Genomic DNA, 3536 nt, shown 5'->3' on the forward strand with positions numbered 1-3536 from the left:
AGTCAATCGAGCATACCTCTTGCTGCCGAAACGGATCAATGGTTATCGCAGGCAGCCATTAAGTAGATTACGGTGACCGTCGTGGAACTGGCTTCCTTTGTGATTGCGGTCCTTGCCCTTCTGATGGCGCCTGGGCCAACCAACACCCTGATGGCTCTTGCAGGAACTCAAAAAGGGTTTTTAAGGATGGTGCGGTTTGTGCCCGCGGAACTGGCGGGCTATCTTACCACGACTATGCCGCTTTCGTGGATTGGATCCGCAGTATTTAACGATTGGCCCGTGGCGGCGATGACAATCAAGGTTTTGGCCGCGATCTGGGTATTGCATCTTGCTGTCAAATTGTGGGCCTCGTCAGAGCGAGGAATGGGTCATTATCAAGTAACGGCCCGCCGCGTATATCTCACAACCGTGCTGAATCCAAAGGCGTTGATTTTTGGCCTTGTGATACTTCACCCTGCCGTGGAGGAGCGCTTCCTCCTCCACCTGGCGCTGTTTTGTTTTTGTGTGGCGGCGATCGCAATCGCCTGGGGATCGGTGGGAGCACTAGCCACACGTTTGAACGCTCGTGACGCCCGCTTTGCGGTAGCCCATCGCATCGCTTCCATCTGGCTCACGATCGTTTCTGTAACGATCTTTTCTTCTGCTTTCGCTTCTTAGATTCTTTGGATGCTGCGACAGTTAGTGGAATCGTGTTCCATTAATATTCATCACCGGGGTTTAGGAAGAACTGTCCACCTCGGTGCGACGCGGAGCATCGGCCCCGAACGCAGCTCCTCTCGCAACGCATTCGCCTGCGCGAATCAGAGTAGCATCATTCTAATGGTTGCCTCGTTGACACGCCGACGTAGTCCATATAAACAGAACGATGTTCGCATAATCGAGGTTGAGAGAGGATAGCGGCGGTCCAATGGCCGAAGCGGCCATTCCCTCGTGAGAGAATAGTTCGAACAGGAGAAGTTCTGGTGAAAAAAGTTGCTCTGATAGACACCGCTCATTGGCACGTGCCGCTATATCTCGAAGCTCTTGAAAGAGCCGCCGTCGAAGTAGTGGGGGTATCAGATCCTACTGGCACGACTGGCACAGCTCTGGCCAAACGATTTCAAGCCCGATCGTTCGAAACGTGCGAAGAACTAGTGTCCCAGGTGCGACCAGATGTGGCTTTCGTTTTCGGTAGGCACATCGATATGCCGAAGACAGCCAATTTCCTTCTTGATCAAGGGATTCCAATCGCGATCGAAAAGCCATGTGGCATAAGATCGGCTGACGTTAGGCAGCTAGCAGAAAAAGCTTCACGCCAGCGCGCCTTCGTTGCGATTCCCTTCATATTCCGGCTGAGCGAAACCATGGACGTTTTCCGGAACGCCGAAGCCTTGGGAAGAACCGATCATGCCAGTTTTCGTTTCATAGCGGGGCCGCCGAGCCGATACCTTCAGGCGGGAAATCCCTGGATGCTAGAACGTGAGGTAGCTGGTGGCGGCCCACTGATCAACATCGGCGTTCATATGGTCGATATGTTCAGGTCCCTCAGTGGCAGTGAAATTACGACAGTGTCGGCTTTGTCGACCTCGCACATCAATAACCTTTCGATCGAGGACTTTATCGCCATCACGCTCAAGAGTGCCTCCGGCACAATTGGCACGATTGAATGCGGGTACACCTTCCCCAGTGCGCCTGGTCGGCAACGTGAATTCACATTTTCAGTTCGAGCCGGCAAACGTTTTCTGCGTTCCATCAATGATGGCATTGATGTCGTGACCGGCAACGAGACCGGCGTGGAGCAAGAGTTCTTGCCCGTCGAATTTGAGACCGATCTGTACTACGCGAAATTCGTCGAACATGTGCTCGAGGCCTTGGAGAAGAAAACTCCAACGATCGCGGACTTTGGAGACGCGGCGCGGGTGCTGGAAGTGGTTGAGGCAGCATACACATCCGCCGCCGAAGGTGGTCGAACGATCCACCTTTCCAACTAACCGTGAGACGCAGGCAGCGTCTTCCTATTCAACAACCATCAGGAGAGACATATGAGTAGCGTGTTCCACCGTATCCCAAAACGCAATCTACCAGTCGCTGTCAAAGGCGAGGGCATGTACATTATCGACAAGGACGGCAAGCGGTACATTGACGGCTACGCCGGCGGCGCCTGCGTCTCATGCCTGGGTCATAGCGAGGAATCGGTCATAGAGGCCGTTCGCGAACAGATTGGGAAGTTTGCCTTTTTCCATTCTGCGATGTTTACCTCGGAGCCCCTCGAAGAACTTGCGTCCATTCTGACCACCGATGCTCCTGAGGGCCTCACGCGGGTGTTCTTTACGAACAGCGGTTCCGAAGCAGTAGAGAGCGCCGTGATGATGGCGCGCCAATACTTCGTTGAGATTGGTCAGCCTCAGCGAAAGAAGGTTATCGGCAGACGGTCAAGTTATCATGGTGCTAATCTGACCGCACTTAGTGTCGGGCACCAGTTGTCACGCCGCGCTCCCTTTGAAGACATTCTTGCAAACGTATTCCATATTTCACCATGCTACGAATACCGGGGTCGCCAAGAGAGCGAGACCGTGGAACAGTACGGGCTGCGGGTCGCGAATGAACTGGAACAGGCTATCTTGGGTCTCGGCCCAAATACGGTAATGGCGTTTATCGCCGAGACCGTCACTGGGACGACCAACGGAGCCACGCCACCAGTACCTGGTTACTTCAAACGCGTGAAGGAAATCTGCGACAAATACGGCGTCCTGCTAATCCTTGACGAGGTATTCTGCGGCTTGGGGCGCACGGGCACGCTCCACGCCTGCGAGCAGGACGGAGTTGCCCCAGACTTCCTCACATTTGCTAAGGGAATTGCCGCCGGCTATCAACCGATCGGAGCAACAATGGTAAATGAAAAGATTTACCAAGCTATCGTGTCCGGTTCAGGCACTTTCAAGGGAGGATACACCTATTCTGGGCATGCGACTGCATGTGCAGCTGCCATTGCTGTCCAAAAGGTCCTCCGTGGTCCCGGTTTCCTTGACCATGTGAAGACAACGGGAAACCTGCTCTCTGCCAGGCTCAACGAGAGGTTCGGCCAACATCCACACGTGGGCGACATCCGCGGTCGAGGGATGTTGATGACCGTAGAACTTGTGGAGGACAGGAGCACGAAAGCGCCCTTCGCTGCATCGCAGGACCTGAGTTCCAAGATCTACCAGAACGCTCAGGCGAGGGGACTTATTACACACGCCCTCACCGGCACGATTGACGGTTACGTGGGGGACCATGTTGTTATCTGCCCGCCTCTTATCGTGACAAGCGAGAACATAGATACAATCGTCGAACTACTGGGTGAGGCCATTGATGCAGCCGTACTGGAAGCGCGCAGAAAGGCAGCGTGAGGGAGAACTGGGCCAATGCGCTAACGTCATTGGGCGCCGCGGAACCTAACCTGCGGCGCACCAGTTTGATTGAACGTCCTTACATTCAATTCGACGAATTGAAACTTCGCGGCAGAACGTTGCGATCCCGCTTGGGAGTTGCGAGCTTGTCATTCTGTTTGTAAATGT

At 54.2% G+C, this 3536-nt stretch carries 3 protein-coding genes; all 3 read left to right on the forward strand.

What is annotated here, in order from left to right:
• Positions 1 to 72 precede the first annotated feature (72 nt).
• Positions 73 to 657, forward strand: a complete 585-nt coding sequence (locus GHK62_RS31555) for a LysE family translocator (protein WP_337733047.1) — start codon at positions 73 to 75, stop codon at positions 655 to 657.
• Positions 658 to 962: 305 nt separating this feature from the next.
• Positions 963 to 1970 carry a Gfo/Idh/MocA family protein gene (locus GHK62_RS31560; protein ID WP_153442865.1) on the forward strand — a complete coding sequence of 336 codons (1008 nt, stop codon included), beginning with the start codon at positions 963 to 965 and terminating at the stop codon, positions 1968 to 1970.
• 51 nt (positions 1971 to 2021) lie between these two features.
• A complete protein-coding gene (locus GHK62_RS31565) occupies positions 2022 to 3368 on the forward strand; it encodes an aspartate aminotransferase family protein (protein WP_153440449.1) in 1347 nt (448 codons plus the stop codon).
• The last annotated feature ends 168 nt before the right edge of the window (positions 3369 to 3536 follow it).

The sequence above is a fragment of the Sinorhizobium terangae genome (assembly GCF_009601505.1).
Classification (GTDB): domain Bacteria; phylum Pseudomonadota; class Alphaproteobacteria; order Rhizobiales; family Rhizobiaceae; genus Sinorhizobium; species Sinorhizobium terangae.

Coding starts and splice junctions, on each gene's coding strand:
- GHK62_RS31565 (WP_153440449.1), top strand. CDS start 2,022: ATGAGTAGCGTGTTCCACCGTATCCCAAAACGCAATCTACCAGTCGCT.